Source organism: Corynebacterium imitans, assembly GCF_000739455.1.
Taxonomy (GTDB): Bacteria; Actinomycetota; Actinomycetes; order Mycobacteriales; family Mycobacteriaceae; genus Corynebacterium; species Corynebacterium imitans.
This window is the reverse complement of the sequence record NZ_CP009211.1, coordinates 628,501-648,731: the sequence shown is the minus strand read 5'-3', so window position 1 is coordinate 648,731 and position 20,231 is coordinate 628,501. Positions and strand designations below refer to the sequence as shown.

The 20,231-nt window shown below is 66.4% G+C and carries 13 protein-coding genes; 5 read left to right on the top strand and 8 right to left on the bottom strand.

Going from position 1 to position 20,231, the window contains the following annotated elements:
- Positions 1 to 232 precede the first annotated feature (232 nt).
- Both CIMIT_RS02935 and CIMIT_RS02930 read left to right on the top strand, forming a co-directional pair.
- On the top strand, positions 233 to 1,573 hold the full coding sequence (locus tag CIMIT_RS02935; RefSeq protein ID WP_051904750.1) for an MFS transporter: 1,341 nt from the start codon (positions 233 to 235) through the stop codon (positions 1,571 to 1,573).
- A gap of 115 nt (positions 1,574 to 1,688) precedes the next feature.
- The gene (locus CIMIT_RS02930; protein WP_144311799.1) at positions 1,689 to 2,165 is read left to right on the top strand and encodes a hypothetical protein; all 477 of its coding nucleotides are present in this window, start codon (positions 1,689 to 1,691) and stop codon (positions 2,163 to 2,165) included.
- Positions 2,166 to 2,237: 72 nt separating this feature from the next.
- On the opposite strand, the gene CIMIT_RS02925 is transcribed toward CIMIT_RS02930, so the two are convergent.
- Positions 2,238 to 5,150: a UPF0182 family protein gene (locus CIMIT_RS02925; protein WP_038593839.1), complete on the bottom strand. Its 2,913-nt coding sequence runs from the start codon at positions 5,148 to 5,150 to the stop codon at positions 2,238 to 2,240.
- Between the two features lie 148 nt (positions 5,151 to 5,298).
- Here CIMIT_RS02925 and CIMIT_RS02920 point away from each other — a divergent pair, with 148 nt between their 5' ends.
- Positions 5,299 to 5,838: a PPA1309 family protein gene (locus tag CIMIT_RS02920; protein ID WP_038588903.1), complete on the top strand. Its 540-nt coding sequence runs from the start codon at positions 5,299 to 5,301 to the stop codon at positions 5,836 to 5,838.
- Between the two features lie 78 nt (positions 5,839 to 5,916).
- A complete protein-coding gene (locus CIMIT_RS02915; RefSeq protein WP_038588900.1) occupies positions 5,917 to 6,609 on the top strand; it encodes a hypothetical protein in 693 nt (230 codons plus the stop codon).
- 3 nt (positions 6,610 to 6,612) lie between these two features.
- Here CIMIT_RS02915 and CIMIT_RS02910 read toward each other — a convergent pair whose 3' ends face one another.
- Entirely contained in the window at positions 6,613 to 8,022 is a 1,410-nt protein-coding gene (locus CIMIT_RS02910; protein WP_038588897.1) for a zinc-dependent metalloprotease, read from the bottom strand.
- 95 nt (positions 8,023 to 8,117) lie between these two features.
- Here CIMIT_RS02910 and CIMIT_RS02905 point away from each other — a divergent pair, with 95 nt between their 5' ends.
- A complete protein-coding gene (locus tag CIMIT_RS02905) occupies positions 8,118 to 9,212 on the top strand; it encodes a YlbL family protein (protein ID WP_051904748.1) in 1,095 nt (364 codons plus the stop codon).
- Positions 9,213 to 9,391: 179 nt separating this feature from the next.
- On the opposite strand, the gene CIMIT_RS02900 is transcribed toward CIMIT_RS02905, so the two are convergent.
- From CIMIT_RS02900 to CIMIT_RS02875, 6 genes are read right to left on the bottom strand one after another with little or no spacing between them, the layout of a single operon-like run.
- A complete protein-coding gene (locus tag CIMIT_RS02900; protein WP_231910329.1) occupies positions 9,392 to 9,907 on the bottom strand; it encodes a M48 metallopeptidase family protein in 516 nt (171 codons plus the stop codon).
- Between the two features lie 5 nt (positions 9,908 to 9,912).
- Complete coding sequence (locus tag CIMIT_RS02895; RefSeq protein ID WP_269457516.1) at positions 9,913 to 11,973, bottom strand: ATP-dependent DNA helicase UvrD2; 2,061 nt, start codon at positions 11,971 to 11,973, stop codon at positions 9,913 to 9,915.
- 6 nt (positions 11,974 to 11,979) lie between these two features.
- The gene (locus tag CIMIT_RS02890) at positions 11,980 to 12,729 is read right to left on the bottom strand and encodes an NAD(+) diphosphatase (RefSeq protein ID WP_038593827.1); all 750 of its coding nucleotides are present in this window, start codon (positions 12,727 to 12,729) and stop codon (positions 11,980 to 11,982) included.
- A gap of 7 nt (positions 12,730 to 12,736) precedes the next feature.
- A complete protein-coding gene (locus CIMIT_RS02885; protein ID WP_038588893.1) occupies positions 12,737 to 13,840 on the bottom strand; it encodes a potassium channel family protein in 1,104 nt (367 codons plus the stop codon).
- Between the two features lie 20 nt (positions 13,841 to 13,860).
- Entirely contained in the window at positions 13,861 to 17,127 is a 3,267-nt protein-coding gene (locus CIMIT_RS02880; protein ID WP_038588890.1) for an ATP-dependent helicase, read from the bottom strand.
- Positions 17,128 to 17,143: 16 nt separating this feature from the next.
- Positions 17,144 to 20,221: an ATP-dependent DNA helicase gene (locus CIMIT_RS02875; protein ID WP_038588887.1), complete on the bottom strand. Its 3,078-nt coding sequence runs from the start codon at positions 20,219 to 20,221 to the stop codon at positions 17,144 to 17,146.
- Positions 20,222 to 20,231: the final 10 nt, after the last annotated feature.

Below are 20,231 nucleotides of genomic sequence, written 5' to 3'. Positions count from 1 at the left end.
TATCGGCAACGTGAAGTAACTATACTGACCGCCCCACCAAAGACCAAATCGCCAGCTAAAGCGCAAAAAGCGGGCACAACAAAGCACCCCAACACCCTCTGCAAAAAAGTTCCTGCCCCAAACTACTTCCCATTTAACGAGCGTTATGTAATACTGATTCGCAGTTCAGCAATTGTGATCCGCAACTCATCTCTAGGCTCCCCCCTGTCCCGCATCACACCGAGGAGGTGTCATGGCGACTACTGTCTCCGCTCCCGTGACCCCGAAGGGTCCCATCTTCACCCCTAAAGCCCGCATCGTGCTGTGGCTTTGCATGCTCGCCGTCTATCTCGAAGGCTATGACCTTGCCATCATGGGCGTAGCCATCCCCGTGCTCAAAACGGATCCAAGCTTTATGGCATCTACAGAGCAGATCACCATGATCGCCACGCTCGGCATGGTCGGCATGATGGTCGGTGCCATGCTCGTCGGGCCCGGTGCTGACAGCATGGGCCGCAAGGGCACCCTCATGGTCTCCACCCTGATCTTTTCCCTCTGCACCTTCTTTGGTGGCATGTCGCCCACCCTGTTTATCTTCGGACTACTGAAGGTCATCGCTGGAATTGGTCTTGGTGCCGGTATCCCGACCGCGATCGTGCTGGCAACCGAGTTTGCGACCCCGTCCCGCCGCAGCCTGGCCAACGGGCTCGTCTTCTTCGGCTACACCCTCGGCGCGCTGACCGTGGCGTTGCTCGGCGTGTTCATGCTCTCCTCCTTCGGTTGGCGTGCACTGTTTTATATCGGCGGCATACCAGGGATGATTCTCGTGTTCTTGATGTGGAAGTGGCTGCCGGAGTCTCCAGACCTCCTGCGCGCAAAAGGCCGCTTCACCGAAGCGCAGCATATTGTGGACAAGTACGGGTTGGCCTGGGTCGACGTGCACGAACCACTAGTAAAGGTGCATAAGGCACCAATGGTGGACCTGTTCCACCCGCGCTGGATTCGCAACACCCTCGCTGTCTACGGCGCGGCGTTCTCCGGCCTGCTCATCATCTACGCGCTGAACACCTGGCTGCCAATGATGATGCGCGAAGCCGGCTTCAACCTCGGCTCCTCCGCCTTCTTCCTGGTCGTCCTGAATATCGGTACCGGGTTCGGCCTGTTTACCTCCAGCTACCTTGCGGATCGCTTCAACCCGCGAATGATCGCGATTATCTGGTTCAGCTTCTCCGCAATCTTCCTGTCACTCATGCGCTTCAACGTCCCAGGCCTGATCTTCGTGATCGTGGCTATCGCAGGTTTCTTCGCCATGAACGCTCAAGTGATCATCTACGCGCTCTGCGCCACCACATTCCCGGTGCGCCTGCGCGCCACCGCCATGGGATCGATGGCCTCCATCGGCCGCCTCGGCGCGATCGCCGGCCCGCTGTTCGGCGGCATCCTGATCAGCCACGAGCTGGTCATGCCGTGGGGCTTCTACGGCTTCGGCATCGTCGCCCTCTTCGGTGCACTGTGCACCATCCTGACGTACAGCCCGAAGCAGGCGAGCAACGCTGCCGCATCCGACATCGAGGCTTCCGAACAGAACGCCTGACTAGCGAGCGCACACCAAAACATCGCCCACTCTTTCGAGAACTCGCAGTCTCATGTCCGGGGCGGGCGCTAGAATTGCACATCCTTGCTCACCGCTTAACTTCAAGGAGGCGCCCTTGGCAGAATTACTGCGAGCCGCAGTGCACAGCGTGGAGATCCCCTCGCTCACCCGGCGGGAACACCGGATCCTGGGCACGATGTCACAATTGGCCGACGACCACGACGGCCCGCTTCTCGACGTCGACGGCACCGTCCGTCCCGGCCGAACCGGACTCATCACCCACTTCGGCCAGAGCAACGGGAAGGGCGGGTGGGTCCGGCACAACATCCTCATCACCCACATCCCGCTGTTTGAAGAGGTGGGCTGGATCGAGGCGGTCACGGAGCCCGCGCTCGACGGCGCGTACCAGCTCAACCTTGCCCGGCTAGCCCGCTTGCTGGATGTGACAGAGGCACGGATGGCCGGGGCGGAAGACGACCCGCTCGCGCTCACCGAGACCGACCAGTTGCTGCCTGGCGATTTCAGCCGTCCCGTGTTCGCGGGCCTATGGGACCAGGTTGACCGGATCCTGGTGCACAACCCGCAGGTCTAGCCAGGCATAACAAAGCGCCGGGGACGTTTTCCGTCCCCGGCGCTTCCTGCGTTCCGGCTAGCCCACTAAACGCTACTCGGCGTTCTGATACGCCTCCACCGCGCGGTCGAGCTGGTCGAGTGCGCGGCCGTACTCCTCGAAGGAGCCGTCGCGAGCGCCCTCAAGGTTCCGCAGCGCGTCGTTGATGCCCTGCATGGCCTCGTCCTTGTTGCCCGGGGCCGGCTGGGTCTTCTCCTCGGCCTCTGCCTCCTGCGACTTCTCAGCCGGGGTGTCGGCGTCCTTATTGTCGGACGCGCCCTCGTCGACAAGCTCGATGTCCTGCGCCGCCTTGGAGTCGATGCCCACTTGCTTGAGCGCCTGGGAGATCGTCGGCGCGTAGCCGACCTGGCCGCGGTAGAACACCAGCACGCGCAGCAGCTTCGGGAAGGCCGAGGCCTGGTCCTTGCGCTGCGAGTAGATCGGCTCGACGTAGAGGATCTCGCCGCCGCCCACCGGCAGGGTGAGCAGGTTGCCGTTCTTCAGGTCGTTCGAGCCCTCCCACAGCGTGCGGTCGCGCGCAACCTGGTCGGAGGACATCAGCGCGTCCTGCGCCTGCTTCGGGCCCTGCGTCTGCGTATTCGTCGGCAGGACGCGGACCGTGATCTTGCCGTAGTTCTCCGGGTCCGAGGACACCGACATGTGTGCGGACAGGAACTCGCGGTTCAGGCCGCGGTACGGGGTGATCAGCTGGAAGGAGGACTCGTTGGTCTCCGGGTCAGCGGCCACCACGTAGTACGGCGGCTGGTTGAGCTCCTTGCGGCCCTCTGCTGCGGTCGGGTCGTTCGGCACGGACCAGAAGGCGTCGTTGTTGAAGAACACGCCCGGGTCGTCCACGTGGTAGCGGGCCAAAAGCTCACGCTGGACCTTGAACAGGTCCTCCGGGTAGCGCAGGTGCTCGCGCAGGTCATCGCTGATCTCGCTGTGCGGACGCACCGTGTCCGGGAACACACCCATCCATGCCTCGAGCACCGGGTCTTCCTCGTCGAACTGGTAGAGGTCAACCGTGCCGTCGTAGGCGTCAACGGTGGCCTTGACCGAGTTGCGGATATACCCAAGGTTGTTATTCACCAACCGCTGGGTGGTGCCATCCGGGTTGAGCGCATCCTGTGTGGTGTCCTGCAGGGAGGAACGCGTGGAGTACGGCAGCTGGGACAGCGTGGTGTAGCCATCCACGATCCACTTCACGCGGCCATCAATGACTGCCGGGTAGGTCTTGGAGTCCGTGGTCAGCCACGGCGCGACCTTCTCCACGCGCTCGCGCGGGTCACGGTCGTACAGCAGCTTGGAGTCCGCGCCGACTCGGTCCGACAGGATCATGTTCAGCTCTTGGTACTTCACCGCGTACGCTGCGCGGTTGATCCAGTTGCCAATGTTGACTCCGCCCTTGCCGGTGTAGGTGTAGGTGGAGCTGTCCGTGTCGTACTCGACCGGGCCCTGGCCGTTATCGCCCACGATGGCGTAGTCCAGCCCGTCCTTAGCAGAGGAGATCACCGGACCGTAGTAGATGCGCGGCTCGTCCACACGGATGCCCAGCTCTTCCGCATCCTTCTTCTCCGCGGCCTTTGCGTTGGACTGCAAATCAGAGACCGTGAAGATGGGCAAGCCACCGCGGGTGGAGCCGGCGTCCTGCGCCGCCTCATCCACCGTGTTGGCCTGGGCGGCGACGAAACCGTTGCCGTGGGTGTAGACGGTGTGGCGGTTAATCCAGTCGAGCTGGTTCTCACGCAGGGCTTTCGGGTCCATCTCACGGGCGGCGACGACAAAGTCGCGCATCTCGCCGTCGACCTCGTAACGGTCCATGGCCAGCTGATCCGGGAATCCGTAGAAGTTTCGCAGCTGCTGGTTCTGCGTGAAGGTGGGCGACAGGATCTCCGGATCCAGCAGGCGGATGTTGCTGATGGTGGCCCAGTCGTCTGCGACCTCGTTATTCGAGACCGTGTCCGCACCCCAGTTTTCCTCGTAGGTGACCGTGTCTTCAGTCAACCCATACGCGAAGCGGGTGGACTCGATGTTGCGGCCGATGTACTCGCGTTCCTTGGCCTGGCGGTTCGGCTTGACCGAGAACTGCTCCAAAAGCGCCGGCCACACGTTACCGATCACCAGGGAGGACACCAGCATCAGCACGGTGGCCAGCACCGGGATGCGGAAGTCCTTGTACACCACGGAGGCGAAGAACGCGGCGGCAACGATCAGCGCGATGACGGTGAGGATAATCTTGGCCGGCAGCATCGCGTTGATGGAGGTGTACGACGCACCGGTAAAGATGTCGTTTTCCCCGTAGAGCAGGAAGTAGCGATCCAGCCAGTACCCGACCGCCTTGATAAGCATCCACACACCGGCGGTCACCGCGAGCTGCACGCGAGCCGCCTTGGAGACGTAGCCAGTCTGCCCGACGGCCCTGTTACCAATGCGGATGCCGCCAAGCAGGTAGTGCGCTACCAGCGCGATCAAAAATGCAACGATGAGCAGCATGCTGAGCGTGCTGACCACCACGGACAGGCCCGGCAACGCAAAGGCGTAGAAGCCGAGGTCCCTACCGTACTGTGGGTCCGAGACCCCGAAGTCAGAGCCGTTGAACCACAGCAGGAAGGTACGCCACATCCGTTGGCCTGCAAGACCGGAGAAGACCGCGACGACCAGCGGCACCGCTACCAGCAGGGAGCGGATACCCTGCTGGATGGAAGCGCGGTACTGTGCGCTGGGCGAAAACAGGTCCGCCTCCGGCATCTCATCTGGTCTACCGCGCCACGCCAGCCATGCCGCGAGGTAAGCGATTCCCCCGCCGAGGAGTGCGAAAACGATAAATAGTACGACCCGGGCGATGATCACCCGGTTGAACACCCCGCGGAAGTCGAGCTCGCCGAACCACAGAAAATCGGTGTACAGACCGATCAGCATGGGCACGAGCGTGAAGATGACGCCGAGGACGATAATCGCCGTCAACATCGTCTTGTTCGACTTTTTCGCGTTGGGTTGAGGCTGGTTGACGCGGGTAGCCAATCCTGCTCCTTCGAAATAGTCTTTGCGTGCGTATTAAGCTTCTAGCTTTAAGTAGCTTAATTTGTGTAACGAATAAACAGCCAGAAAGGTTCCCGTGCAGCAGAACTTCAGCTCGCAGCAAGCCCTGAATAAAGCCATGACCGAGGCTGTGGAGTTCGTCCACGCCGAGGGCTGGGACGCCCCGCCTTCCCTGTTCGCGCTGGTGCCGACGCAGCTGCTTGTCGACGAGCTCACGCAGCTTGCCGACGACGCCGCGCACTCCCCCTTAACCCTGGTCGTCCAAGAGCTGCCCGAACACATCCGCCCGGGCAGCGACGAGCTGGCCGACTACGTCTCCCGCGTCGCTTGGCCCGAGCAGGTCGAGGGCGTCGTCCTGGCCCAGGAGATCGTCTTCCGCGACACTTCCGCGGGCCCCGATGCAGCACCGCGCCCTGCCCGCCTGTTCTCCGGCGTGCTGCGGGGCGAGGATATCGAGCAGACCCTGCTGCAGATGCGCCTGACCGAGGAGGAGCTGGAGGAGCGCGGGATGTTCGCCCAGGACGAGATCGAGCTGCGCGGCGGGCCGAACGTCGCGCCAAACGTGATCGCCGCTCTGCGCTACAGCCTGGACCGCGAGCCAGAGGAGCTGGGGTAACGGCTGGGAGTCGCCTTCACCCTTGACGTACTATCGGTAGACAACGCACGTGTAAACGTATCTAAGGAGCCAATTTCCGTGTCGCATCGCCGCATCCTCGCCCCCGCCCTGCTCGCCGCTTCAGTGGCGCTCACCGCCTGCGGCGGTGGCGGGGAGGACACGCCTGAGGCCACCGAAGCCATTGAGAGCGCTGAGAGCACAGTGCAAAGCGAAAGCGCTTCACCCACGACGAGCACCGAAAAGACACCCACGGCGTCTTCCTCGCAAGAGACAAGCACGGAATCGAGCACGCGGGCGTCGACAAGCAAGCGCGGTGGCGACGCGGAAGATGAGACGGTTGCGAAGGTCGCGGAAACCTTCGCTTCCCTCGCCCCGGAGTCACTGTTCACTCAGCTTGAAACATGCGCGGCGACAGGAGTCAGCGGCTCTTATGACTGCTCGGGGGCGGAGATCGGGCAGTTCCAGTTCTTCGACTCGGAGGCGAAGGCGGCGTCGACGACGCAGCTTTTGACCGAGCTTCGCTCCTCCCGGATTGTGGAGGACGACGGCGAGCGCATCGTCGGCTGGTCCACCCTGGGCACTTCCGCGATTATCACCGTGGTGGATAATGAGCGCGGCCAGGTGCTGCAGCAGCTGGTGTCTACTGAGCAGGAAGATCCGCGCGAGCGCATCGGCAAGCTGGGGCTCGCCGAGGTGAGCGAGGAGGGCGCGACGGAGAAGACCCAGGAAGCAACAACCACGAAGGCCTCGGAGACGACGTCGCGCCGCTAGCGGCTAAAGCTCAGTGCCGTCCTCGCTGCCGTCGTCTTTACCGTCGCCGTCCTTGCGCTTGAGGTCAGGGTTGTTACGCAGCTCCTCTTCGAGCTTGCTGAACTCGGCGTCAAAGTCGGTATCGGTGGTGTCGTCCAACAGCCCGTCGATAAACGCGGCGGGGTTGTCCAGGTGCTCCGCAGTAGGCAGGAAGTCGGGGTGGTTCCACACCTCGTCGCGGCGCTTGACGCCCACCGCGTTGTCCACGCGGCGCCACAGCTCGGCGGCCTCGCGGACCTTCGGTGCGCCGAGCTCGATGCCGACGATGTTGGCGAAGGCCTGCTCGGCCGAACCACCCGTCGCGCGGCGGCGCGCCCACGCCTCGGCCAACTGCGGCGCGGACGGGATCCGCTCCGCCAGTGCTGCATCTACGACCACGTCGACCCAACCCTCGACGAGCGCGAGCAGGGTCTCCAGGCGCGCGGTGGCCGCGGCGTTGCGGGAACCGACGCGCGGCGAGAGGTCCATATTCTGCAGGTTCTGCAGCGCCTCCTGAATCTGCTGCGGGTCGCCCGACTCCAGGTTGAGGCTGCGCGTCGCTTCGTCAATATTGGAGGTGTCGATCTCCAGGCCAGCGGCGTATTCCTCCACCGAGGCAACGATGCGCTCGACCAGCCACGGCACGTGTGTGAACAGCCGCTGGCGGGCCGCCTCGCGCGCGGCGATATAGACCATGACCTCCTGGCCCGGCACCTCTAAGCCCTTGGCGATCTGGGTGACGTTCTTCGGCAGCACTGAGGCGACGCCGCTGGGCGCGACCGGCATGCCGAAATCGGTGCCGGTGAGCGCCTGCTGGGCCAAATCCCCCAGCGCGTGGCCCAGCCGCATGCCAAAGTTCATGGAGTTCATCGAATTCATCATGCCGGCCAGCGGCCCCATCATCTCCCGGGCCTCTGCCGGCAGCTGGTCCATCTGCGCCCGGTTCATGTGCTCAGCAACCGGGTTGACCATGCGCTTCCACATCGGCATGGTCTCCACCAGCCAGTCGTCCGCGTTCCAGGCCTGCGCCTTGGACTCGGCCGCGGGCAGCGTGGTCGTCTCGCTCAGCCAGTGATCCACCAGGCGCAGGGACTCCTCCACCGCCTTCTTATCGCCCGCGGCGACCGCCGCCTTGTCGCCCACGCGCTGGCGTGCCATGCGCAGGGCCATGTCGAAATTCACCGCCTGGTCTTTGGCTTCGGCCTGGTTAAAGGAGGTGCCCATGCCGGAGAGCATCTGGCCGAACTGGTTCAGGATGTCCCCGAACCCACCGCCAGCCTGGCCGCCGCTAAAGCCAAACGCGGCGAAGGGGTTCGACGCGTCGTTCTCATCGCGTTTGCGCTTGCCCTCGTCGTCATCGTCGTTGGGAAAGGAGAATCCGAATCCGTTACTCATACACGCCACGATACATAGCGTGCAAGCGCTCGCGCGACTACTTTTGTGCCCAGCCGGGACGCTGTGAGCGAACACGGCTGCGCTATGCTGCCTGTGTGAAAAAAGCGGCAGAGGTTGCACAGGCAGCAGACGATGTGCGCGGCAGGCGCTTCTCGACGGTGGCGTGGGGCGCAATCCCCGTCGCCGCCCTTACCCTCCTGCTGTCCATCGACCACATCCCCGGCACCGACATCACCCTGGCTGTGCCCTACGCCGCCGAGGGCCCGGGCCCGATGTTTAACACGCTTGGAGACGTCGACGGCGAAGACGTCATCGACATCGAAGGCACCGAGACCGACCCGGTCGCGGGCAACTTGAACATGACCACGGTGTCGGTGCGCACCAACATGACGCTCCCCCAGGCCATCGGCCGCTGGATCACCACCGACGACTCCATCGTCCCGGTCAGCCAGATCCTCCCGCCGAACCTGGACGAGGATCAGCTGCGCGAGTACAACAAGGCTGAATTCGCCGCCTCCGAGGGCAACGCGACCGTCGCCGCCATGCGCTATTTGGGTAAACCGACCCGGGTCATCGTCCACGACCTGTTGGAAGACTCGCCGTCCGCGGATGCTCTTGAGCCCGGCGACGAGCTCACCGCCGTCGACGGCAACGAAGTGACCCAACCCAGCGAGGTCCAGGACGCCGTGCGCGCCCATGCCCCCGGCGACGAGCTCACCGTGGAAATCTCACGCGGAGACGAGACCAAAGAGGTGCGCATCACTCTGGGCGAGAACCCGCACGAAAAGGGCGAGCCGATGATGGGCATTCTGATGACCTCGGAGCCCGCGGGGGATGTGACAGTCAACTACAACCTCAACGACGTTGGCGGGCCGAGCGCGGGCATGATCTTCTCGCTCGCCGTGATCGACAAGCTGAGCCCCGGCCAGCTCAACCACGGCAAGTTCGTCGCCGGCACCGGCACCATCGCCGAATCCGGCGAGGTCGGCCCCATCGGTGGGATCACCCACAAGCTCGCCGGCGCGCGCGACGCGGGCGTGGAGCTCTTCCTCGCCCCGGAGGGCAACTGCGACGCGGTGCGCACCGTCGATACCGGTGACATGACCGTGGCCAGCGTGAAGAACCTCGACGAGGCCGTCGCCGCCATGGACGACTACGCCGCCGGACGGTCTGTGCACGCCTGCGGATAAACGGCGTGTGGCGTGCAGCGTACGGCGTGCAACGTACGGCCTGCAGCCAAATGGAGCTAGCTCCATTTACGATTCGCCCGCCAACAAAACGCCAGGTCGCACTCCGCCGCCGACCCCAAACGGAGCTAGCTCCATTTGCAACCAGCCCGGCGACCCCAAACGGAGCTAGCTAAAACGTGCTAGCTAAAACGCTGGTAGGCCTCGAGGTAGCCCTTGGCCCGCTCGGCAAACGGGGCGCGATCCGCCCACGCCCAAAACTCGGGACCGTGACCGGGAATGAAGGTGTGTACGAGCTCGTGGATCACCGTGGCGTCAAGCACGTAATCAGGCACGTTTTTCAGCCGCGAGCTGATCCGGATGTCCCCCGTAGAAGTCGTGCACGAACCCCAGCGTGTGCGCTGGTTGTCCGACCAGCGTACGGAGCCGATACGCGCTTTGCCCTCGAGCACCTCCCGGTTGAGCTGTTCTGCACGTGCGAGCAGATCCGCATCACTGGAAGCGCTCGAGCAGGTCTTGGCGGCCACCTTCGCCAGCATCTCCTCAACGGCCGCGGCTTCCTGCGCTTTGCTCAGCCTGGCCGGGATGCGAATCTCCACGATCCCGTCCACGATCCTGCTCTGGATGGTGCGGGTACGCCGCGCCGAGCGGATGACTCGGTAGGTCTGTCCCGACTCGTGGCGGATCGAATCGCCCACACCCATCACCGGAACTCTTCGAGCGTGTCTAACACGCCCTGTCCGTACTGCTCGATCTTCGCCGGTCCCACACCTGAGATGCCGAGGAGTTCCTGGGTGTCGGCGGGCATGGCTTCGGCGATGGACATGAGCGTGGCGTCGGTAAACACGATGTAGGCGGGCTTGCCCGCGGCGCGCGCCTCGTCGCGGCGCCAGCGTTTCAGCGCGGCAAAGACCTCCTCGTCGAAACCGGGCTCGCAGTCCTCGTGGCGGCCCAGCGTCTTCTCCGCCGGGGTTGCCAAGAGGTTCCCGCACACGCGGCAGCGGCGGTTGCGCTTGACCCGCTCCGGCGTCTTCTCCACTTCCAGCTCCGGGGCGATGCCGTCGAGGAAGCGCGAGCGCGAACGCGATTTGCGCCCGCCCTCCTGGCGCGCCAGTGCCCAGGACAGATGGAGGTGCTCACGCGCGCGGGTCACGCCGACGTAGAACAGGCGGCGCTCCTCTTCCACCTCTACGTCGCCCGCCTTGATCGCGTGGGAGATCGGCAGCGTGTTCTCCACCAGGCCGACGAGGAACACCGCGTCCCACTCCAAGCCCTTCGCGGCGTGCAGGCTCGCCAGCGTGACACCGTCGACGGCGGGCGGCTGCTTCGCCTCAGCGCGCCTGCGCAGTGAACGCAGCACGTCCGGTAGCGTGGAGGCCTCCTGACTGCGCACAATCTCCTCGATGAGGTCGACCAGCGCCGAGAGCGTCTGCCACCGCTCACGCGCCTTCGCACCCTCCGGTTCGGTCGGGGTCAGCCCAATCGGCGCGAGCGCGGCGCGGGCCACCGCAACCGGGTCGTCGGGCAGATCCGTGCGCCGGGCCGCGCCGACGAGCGCGCGGATAGCTTCCCGGATCTCGCCGCGCTGGAAGAAGCCTTCCCCGCCGCGGACTTGGTAGACGATCCCGGCGTCGGCAAGCGCGGCTTCGAACGCCGCGGACTGGGCGTTAATGCGGTAGAGCACGGCGATTTCGCGGGCGGGCACGCCGGCGTCGAGAAGCTGGCGGATCTTGATCGCCACCTCGCGCGCCTCGGTCGGCTCATCGTCGTAGGCGGTAAAGGTCGGCTGCGGGCCGTGCTCGCGCATGCCCTTAAGCTCCAGGCGCGTGCCCGCCACCCGGCCCTGCGCCTTGCTGATGACGGTGTTGGCCAAGTCCGTGATCTCAGGTGTGGAGCGGTAGTCGCGCTGCAGCTTGACGACGGTCGCGTGCTCGTACGTCCGCGAAAAGTTCAGCAAGTAGTTCGGCGTCGCCCCGGTAAACGAGTAAATGGTCTGGTTGGCGTCGCCCACCACCGTCAGGTCGTCGCGCTGGCCCAGCCACCCCTCCAGCACGCGCTGCTGCAGTGGGGTGACGTCCTGGTACTCGTCCACTACGAAGGACTGGTACTGCGCCCGGAATTCCTCGGCCACCGCCGGGGCGTTTTCCAACGCGCCCGCGACGTGGAGCAACAGGTCGTCGAAATCGAGCAGCATGCCGTCCGGGGAAGTCTTCGCCTCCTCGTAGAGCTTATAGACCTGCGCCACTTTCGCCGGGTCCGCGGGCGGGGTGCGCTCGGTGCCCGCGATGCGCTCGACGTAGTCGTCCGGGCCGATCACGCTGGATTTCGCCCACTCGATCTCGCTGAGCAGGTCGCGCACCATTTCCTTGCCGGAATCCAGCCCGGCCGCGCGCGTGGCGCGCCCTACTAAGGGGAACTTGTTGTCCAACAGCTTCCAGGGCAAATCGCCCGCGATCTGCGGCCAAAAGTACTGCAGCTGCCGACGCGCCGCCGCGTGGAAGGTCCGCGCCTGCACCCCGCCCACGCCCATCGTGCGCAAACGGTCGGCCATCTCGCCCGCGGCGCGCTGGGTAAAGGTCACGGCGAGCACCTTCGTCGGTGCCACCATGCCTTGGTCGACCAGGTTGGCAATCCGGTACGTAATGGTCCGAGTCTTGCCGGTACCTGCGCCCGCGAGGATGCACACCGGCCCCCGCGGCGCGGTCGCGGCGACGCGCTGGTCCTCGTCCAACAAACTCAAGTCCACGGCCATGTGCGTGTCCATCCCTTCCTACAACTCGCTTGCGGCCCAGCGGCCAATGAGCTGGCGCGCGATACTGCCCTCCGGAGCAAGTGAAAGCTGCCCCAAGTCCGCGCGCGTCGCCCAGATGATCCGGCTCAACTCCCCATCGGTCTCCCCCACCGCGTCCTCGTCTTCGGTCCTGGCAAAGAAGCCCAGCATCAACGACCCGGAAAGTGGCCACGGCTGCGACCCAACATACGCCACATCTGCAATCCTGCGCCCGGTTTCCTCCAACACCTCGCGCGCAAAGGCGTCCTCGGCGCGCTCGCCCACATCCATGTAGCCGGCGATGCAGGTAAAGTAGCCGGGCCGGCGGCGGTTCTCCCCCAACAGGATGCGCTTGGAATCGGCGTGCTCCACCACCCCAATCACGCAAGGATCGATCCGCGGGAAGACAGGCCGGTCAGAGGCACCCCGCGCAAACGCGCCCGAGGCGTCCCAGGCGAGCCGGGAGCCGTCTGCCGGATCGAAGCCGCCGCGCTCGTGCGCGACGAGAAGCCCGACAGCGCGCGCGATGAGCGGATCATCGAACCACTCACGCGCGCTCGCTGTCGCTTCGGCTAGCGCCTGCGTCGCAAGCTCCTCGGCGGTCACATCGGATACCCGCACCGCGGTCACCTCCGGACTCACCCGCGCCCTGGTGGTCACCTTTACGCCGGACGGCAGGGTAGGCAGGAGCAGCGGTTGGCCCTGGGAGTTGAGGGGGAAGTGCAACGTGGCGTCGAAAAGCAGGTACAACGGCACGCTACTCCGACGGCTTCTGCGCTTCGGGCGACTCCTGCGGCTGCGTCATGCGCACGTACAGGAGGCGATCGCCCGGCTCGACGGTCTCCGCCTCCGGCACATCGATGCGGTACAGCTCACCCGAGCGCACCACGCCGAGCACGATGTCGGCGAGGTGGCGCGGGTTGGAGCCAACCTCATCGTCGGCGATCGGACGCTCGGCAACGGCGAAGCCTTCGTCAGGGCTGAGCAGGTCCTCCATCATCTCCACCACGGGCGGAGTGACCGTGGCAAGGCCGAGCAGGCGGCCGGTCGTTTCGGCGGACACCACCACCGAGTCCGCGCCCGATTGCATCAGCAGGTGCTGGTTCTCGCTCTCGCGGGCGCTGGCCACGATCATCGCGCGCGGTGCCATCTCACGCACCGACAGGGTGACCAGGACGGCCGTATCGTCCGAGCTCGGAGCCACCACGACGGAACGTGCGCGGGTAATGCCGGCGACTCGCAGCACGCTCGACTTCGTGCCGTCGCCGTGGACGGTGACCAGGCCGCGCTTCTCGGCGTGACCCAAGGCAACCGGATCCGAGTCAATGACGACGATGCTGCTCGGTGCGGTATCGCCCGCGAGCAGGGCGTCGACAGCGGAACGGCCTTTCGTGCCGTAGCCGACCACAATGGTGTGATTGCGCACAGTTCTCCTCCACTGCTGAATCTGAAGTGTCTTGCGGGAATCCTCCGTCAGCACGGACAGGGTCGTGCCGACCAAGAGCATCAGGAACGCCACACGAGCCGGGGTGATCACGAAGATATTGACCAGGCGCGCGTCCTGGGTCACCGGGGTGATGTCGCCGTAGCCCGTGGTAGACAGCGACACCGCTGAGTAGTACAGCGCGTCGATAAAGGTCAGCGGCTCGGTGTAGCCATCCGTGTCCAGGTACACGATCAGCGCCACGATGACCATGAGCATCGTGGCATAGGCGAAGCGCCGGGCAATGAGCGCCCACGGGGTGGTGCGTTCCTCTGTAGGGATGGTGATGACATCAAGGAGCGTATGCACCGGAACGTCCGAGCGGTCCACGTCGTCGCGGACGCGATCCCGCCAGGCAAAGGGGTAACGCCGCCTCATCGCCTACTGCTCCCTTCTACTCATGAGTGACTTAACCCCGAAACACTAGCACTGCCAGCGTCCAACAGCTCTGCGAGCCGGTCCGCGTCCGGCAGCTCCGACGGGGAGTAGTCCTCGCCTGTGCGCACGTAGAAGAACACAGCGCGCACCGGTTTGCCGTCGCCCGCTATTCGACGCCACGCCTCCGCATACACCGCCAGCTGCAGCTTCGCCGCCTCCATCTGCGCGGGCGCGGGCTTCGCCCCGGTCTTCCAGTCCACCACGACCCAGCCGCCATCTGCGTCGCGGAATACGGCGTCCATCCGGCCGCGCACAACCGACTCGCCCAGTGCGAGCTCGAAAGGGTGCTCCACGTGGACGGGGCTGCGCCGCGCCCAGTGGCTGCGCTCGAAGGAACGCTTTAGGCGCTTGAGCGTTGCGGCATCCACCTCCGCCTCGTCGCCGCCGGGCAGCTCATCCTCGGTAAGCAGGGGTAGTTGGCCGTAGAACTCCTCCAGCCACTCGTGGAAGGCAGTGCCGCGTTTGGCGTAGGTATTCGGTTTAAAGGGCACCGGCCTGCGCGCCCGGCGCGCGAACTGCTCCGGATCGGCCTTGAGCGCGACCACGTCCGAGGCAGTCAGCTCGGCGGGCATGACTACGGCGGTGGCTGGGGCCGCGGCACGTTCGTGCTCCTCGATCAGCGCGGTGACGTCGCGCTCCCACAGCTCAAAGAGTTCGCCCTCGGTGAGCGCGGGCAGTTCCTCGCGTGCTTTGTCGACGCGGGCTGCGGCAGCGAGCGTTTCCGGCTCGGGGTCGAAGTGGGGCCAGGTGCCCGAGGGGGCAGTGTCCTCTGTGTCTTCTGTTGGTTCCGGTACCTCTGTCTCCGCGGCTTCTTCCCCGCTCGCCCACGCCACCGGCTCCTCTACGAGCGTGCGCATGGTGGCGAAGTGCTCGTAGGGTTCCGCCTCGCGCGCAACCTCCGGTTTGGTCCGCGAGCCGGTGATGAGCAGCTTGCGCTCGGCGCGAGTGACGGCGACGTAAAAGAGGCGGGCGGATTCCTCCGCCAGCTCGGCGCGCACCTGCTTCAGCCAGGCGGCACCGGCCTTTTCAAACTGGGTCCGGTTTTCCACCTCGGCGAAGTCCGCCAGGTACTCCGGGTCGCCGAAGGAGGCGCCCGGGAGGTTGCGCACCCAGGTGAGGAAGGTCTCTGCTTTGGCGGCGTAGGTGGCGTTGTCGGCGTGCAGGACTGCGACGGTGTCCCACTCCAGCCCTTTCGCCTTGTGCGCGGTCAGGATCTGCACCCGATCGGTGCGGGAGGCCACGGCACCTGGGGCCAGGCCATCCTCGTGTTCGCGGGCGAGCGCGAAGTAGTCGAGCAGGCCTTCCAGGCTGGTCCCGGGGTAGGCCGCGACCGCACTGAGGAGGCGCTCGAGGTGGACGGTGCCAGCGGCAGAGCTGCGGGCGAGCACCTCGGTGCGGATGCCGAAGACGTCAATGATGTCGGTGAACAAGTCCACGAGCCGCTTGCCCAGGCTCTGGGTACGCAAATACCGCAGCTTCGCGGCGAGCTCGCGCAGCCGGCGCAGCCCCTCCTCGCTGTAGCGCTCCGGCTCGCCGAGATCTGCCACGGCGTCGGCAAGTCCCGCGGGCGCTTCCGCCCCAGCGTGAAGGGCTGCGGCACGGGCTTGCAGTGCCTCGAGCTGCGCTGCAAGGCGTGCGGCCGCGTCCTCACCTGCCGTCTCCTCTTCCTGTGTACTACCGCGCAGGTTGTTCGCGCGGGCGGCGAGCGCGGCAAGGTCGGCAAGCCCAAGTCCCACGGCGGGGCCGGCGAGGATGCGGAGTGCGGCCGCCGAGTCCGCGGGGCGGACCAGCATGGTGGCCACGGCGAGCGCGTCGGCGACCTCTGGGACGTCGAGAAGACCGCCGACGCCGACGATTTCGTAAGGCACGCTGCGGGCGGCGAGCTGCTCCGCGATCTCGGCGGAGTGCCGGTTCTTGCGCACCAGCACCGCGGCGGAAAAGGACGCGCCCTGCTCCTGGGACTCCCGGTACTGTGCGGCGAGGTTGTCGGCCACGAACGCGAGCTCATCCTCGTTCGTCGGGAAAAACCCGAGGGCCACTTCCCCGCTGTCCGCACCAGGCCGGGCCGCAAGCGGGGCGACCGCGCGCTGTTCGCTGGTGCCTAACACCGCGTCGGACACGCTGTTGGCCAAAGCCAGGATCTCCGGTGGGTTGCGCCACGAGGTGGTCAGCTGCTTCTTCGGCGCGGGCGAACCGCCGACGGGAAAATCCTCGACAAAGGCAGCAAGGTTCTCCGCGGTGGCACCACGCCACCCGTAGATAGCCTGCATCGGATCGCCCACCGCCGTGACCGTCAGCTCGGGGTCAGCGCCTTGGCCGAACAAGCTGCGTAGCAGCACGCGCTGGGCGTGGGAGGTGTCCTGGTACTCGTCCAACATCACCACCCGGAAGCGCTGCCGCTGGGCGCGCCCGACGCGCTCATGGTCGCGCGCCAGTGCCGCGGCGGTGGACATCTGCTCGTTGAAGGTCACTACCCCGCGCCGCCGCAGCTCCTCGTTCAGCTCGCGGGCCAGCGGCAGGTACGCCCGGCGCTCCTCTTGCGTGCTGCGCCACTTCTGCAGCTTCTGAGTGAACTCGGTGCGCGCACGCGGTGCCATCGGCAGCGACTCGGTCTCCGCCAGAAACGCCGCAGCCTGCTCGTCCACCTCCTCGGGCGTGGCCAGCTCGTTGCCCATCGAGGTCACAAGCGCGAGGACCTCCCCAACCACGGTGCCCACCGCTGGGTTCTTCCCGCCGCTGGCAATCACCGGCCCGGCGTAGTCCGTGACCACCTCGGTGGCGATCGCGTGCAGTTCCGCGTCCGTGATCAGCCGTGAGTCCGGCTCGACCGGAACCAGCAGGCCGTATTCACGCACGAGGTCGCCGGCATAGGAGTCGTAGGTGGACACGGTCGGGGCAATAACCTGCAGCGCGTCCGCGAGCTCACCGGAGGGATCCAGCCGGCGCACCAGGTCGCGGTTGGCGGCCAGGGTGGCCAGCCGGTCGCGGATGCGTTTGCCCAGCTCCTGCGCCGCCTTGCGAGTAAAGGTCAGCCCCAGGATCTCGTCGGGCCGCGCGTAGCCGTTGGCCACCAGCCACACCACGCGCGCGGCCATGGTCTCCGTCTTTCCCGCTCCGGCACCGGCCACTACGAGCAGCGGACCGGGCTCAGCCCCGATAACCGCGGCCTGCTGCTCGGTGGGCGGGAACTTCTGCCCGAGGTAGCGCGACAAAAGTGTCGGCGACATCGGGGAATTGTTCGCGCTAGGCACGGTAGATCACCTGTCCTTCCGGTTGGATGGGGCACAGCGCGCGCACCGCGCAGTGTTCGCAGTGCGGCCCTGCGGTCGCAAGCAGCTCAGGTCCCGCCGTTTGCTTTGGCAGCGGGGCCAGAAGCTCGGCAAGGTCTGCGAGCTCCTCCGGCGTTTTCGATGCCTGCTCGCGGGTGGCCAGCGTGGATTTATTCGCGTTGGGGTAGACCAGCACCGCCCCGCCGACGTGCAGCGGCTCGTCCCCTGCCTTCGCGGTCACGACCGCCTCGCCGTCGAAGGTGCCCCCGGCCAGCGCGAGCTGGTAGGCGGCCAGCTGCATGTTGTCCGTCGTCGCGGCCTTCGTGGGCGGGGTGGCACCGGTTTTCAGATCGACGATGTGCACCGGGCCCTCCGTTTCACCGGTGACCTCCTGCTCCAGACGGTCGAGCCGCCCGGCGATGCGCACCCCGCTTTCCAGCTCCACGTGCACCGGCACCTCCGCACCCAGCAGCGCAAAGGTACCGCGCGTGGCAGCCACCCAGTCGCCCAGCCGCTCGAGCAGGGCCGCGAAATCTTCCACCTCGCGTGCGGTTTTCCACGCCGGGCCGCGCTCCGCCTCGCGCCTGGCCGCTACCGTCGCCTCGCGAGCCTCCGCCTCGTCCATGCCCGCCCCAAGCGCCTCCAAGTACGCGTGCGCCATCGATCCGTAGATCATCGCCAGGTTCTCTTCCAGCCCCACCATGCGCCCGAGCGTTTCGCGCATCGGGCACGCCAAAAGCCCCTCAATGCGCGAGGGCGACAGAGTTGTCGCGTGGTGCAGGGCCTCGCTTGTCGACGCCCCCGTCGTCCCCCACCACTGCTCCGGCGCAGCCCCCGCCACACCGGCCTGCGCCAACCGCGCCAGCTGCCGCGCTGCCTGGGCACGGGTGGCCTCATCCGAATCTTCGGCCACCAGTGCCCGGCGCAGCTCAGCTATCACCTCGTCGCGCGCCAGGAGGCGAACGCGATCGTGTGCAGTCTCGCTTCCGCTGCCCTGCGGCGCCTCCGACGGGGCGACCACGGAGGTCGTTTCGATGCCGAAGTCCTCGCAGTACTCCTCGATAAACCGCGAGGGCACAATCAACTCGTCGCCCTCCTGGTCATCCACCGTGGTGACCAACACGGCGTCGCGCGCGCGGGTCACCGCCACCCAAAACAGGCGGCGTTCCTCGGCAAGGCGCTCCGCGGTGTGCGAGACCGGCACGTCGGGGTCCACCCCGTTATCCACCAGATCCACCAGGTCCTCCTGACGGAACAGGGAGCCGGTCTCGCCGAGGCTCGGCCACGAATTCTCCTGCACGCCAGCCACGACGACGCGGGAGAACTCCTGGCCCGCCACACCGTGCGCTGTGAGCAGCGCTACCGCATCCGGCGTCGCCGCCCGACGGTCGCGCACGCCGGTGGGCAGCTCCTGGGAGGTGATCTCCGCGATGAAGCTCTCCACGCCGGCGGCTGCGCGGCGCTCAGTGAAGTCTCCGGCGGCGTCGAAAAGCGCCATCACGGCGTCCAAGTCACGGTCCGCCTGCGAGCCGCTCGCCCCGCCGCGGAGCGCGACCGCGAGCAGGTGATCGGACAGGCCGGTGGCGTGCCAGATCGCCCACAGGACGTCCTCCACGCTGCCGCCCTCGCGCTCGGCGCGCCGGCCCGCGTCCAGTACCGCGCGGACGCGCTCGAGCAGGCTGCGCTCGCGGTCAGTAAGCACGCTGCCAAAGTCGGGCAGCTCCTGAGGGCTCACCAGCAGCGCGTGCAGCGTCTCCTCGGCGCGCGTGTCCGGTGCCCACCGCCGCAGCCCGCGCAGCAGGCGGCGCAGCGTGACCGGGTCGGTGCCGCCGACCGGGCCGAGCAAGAGGTCGCGCCACTGCGCGGGCACCAGCTCCTCGTGCAGCGCGCGCATGCCAAGCAGCAGCGCCGCCACGATGCGCTGCTCGCTTAGGACCACGTCGGTCGGGTTGAGCATCACCGGCACCCCGGCTTGCAAAAGGCTGCGGCGCACTGGCTCGATCAGCGAGGTCGAGCGCACCACCACCGCCATTTCCCGGTAGGCCACGTCGTCTTCTAAGTGCGCGCGGCGCAGCGCGTCGGCCACCGCGGCCAGCTGGGTGGCTCCGTCCTGTGCAATCGCCACGCTGCGGCGCGGCTGTCTGCGCGACTCCCCCAAGTCGATGACCTCGTGGTCCAGCCCGCCGAGGTCGCGGAAGAAGCGCGGCGAAGCACCACGGAAGTGGTAGATCGACTGCGCCTCGTCCCCGCCGACGACACCCAGCTCGGCATGAGCAAGCAGGCGGCGGATGAACTCGGCCGGGGCGGGCGCGAGGTGCTGCGCATCGTCGACGATCACGGTGTGCCACAGCGCCTGTAACTCGTCGCGCAAGACTTCGGCGACAAGCTCCGAGGCCGAAAAGCGCTTGCCCCCGGCCAGCGCCATGACCTGCTGGTACTCGTGTAGGAATTCGGCGGCCGCACGCCAGATCTCCACGCCGTGGCGCTCGCCGAGTGCGGCGAGTGCATCCGCATCCAAGCCGCGCTCCACGGCGCGCAGCAGCACGTCACGCAACTGGCGGGCGAAGCCCACCATGCCCATCGCGGGGCGCAGCTCCTCCGGCCAGCTCCCGCGACCGTCTTCCACCTGGCCGCGCAGCAGCTCGCGGATCACCGCGTCCTGCTCCGCGCCGGAGATCAGCCGGATCTCCTGGTCGTATCGCTGGCGCAGGATGGCAAAAGCCATAGAATGCACCGAGCGCACCAGCGGCGCGCTGCTGACAAAGCCGCTCTCGGCCAGCCGGTCGGAGATCTCCGCGCGCATCCGCGCCGCCGCCTCCTTGGAGGAGGCGAGCACGACGATGCCGCTCGCGTCCTCGCCCTGCTCGGCGGCCCGCAGCGCGGCGGCCACCGCCGTGTCCACCAGGAAGCTCGTCACGCCAGCACCGGCCTGGCCGACGACCTTCCACCGCCCGGTCTCAGGCAGCGCCGTCGGCCACGAGCGCGCTGTAGTCTCGCGCGTGCGTGGGACCAAGTAGGCCCGCGGGGTGTGCGGTATCTGTGGTGCGTTCATGGCCGCTAGT